The sequence below is a fragment of the Staphylococcus sp. GDX8P54P genome (assembly GCF_017893165.1).
GTDB lineage: Bacteria > Bacillota > Bacilli > Staphylococcales > Staphylococcaceae > Staphylococcus > Staphylococcus borealis.
Map to the genome: position 1 here is coordinate 1,281 of NZ_JAESMM010000053.1, position 288 is coordinate 1,568.

A 288-nucleotide genomic window follows, 5' to 3' on the forward strand; every position below is an offset into this window, starting at 1 on the left:
CCAAAAGAAAATAAATTTTCGAGATTTGCATTTTAAGTAGCTATTAACAATTAATGTTAATGGCTATTTTTTATGCATAAATTTAAGGAGGAATATTATGGCTATTAAAGTCGGAGAAAAATTAAAGAACTATCAAGACCATAAAGCACATTTTGCAGAATTAGTTCGCAATGGTGCAAGTGATGAAGAACAATCAAAAGCATTTGGAGAAATGTTTGATGCATTATCAAACGATTTACAAGAAGAAATTTCAGCAGAAGTGAATAATCGTGTAGTAGACAACGGTAT

General features: G+C 29.9%; 1 pseudogene. It reads left to right on the forward strand.

Features of this window, described 5'->3' with window-relative positions:
• Positions 1 to 97: 97 nt before the first annotated feature.
• Positions 98 to 288 (forward strand): annotated as a pseudogene (locus KA909_RS12530) (phage major capsid protein); the annotation flags it as partial.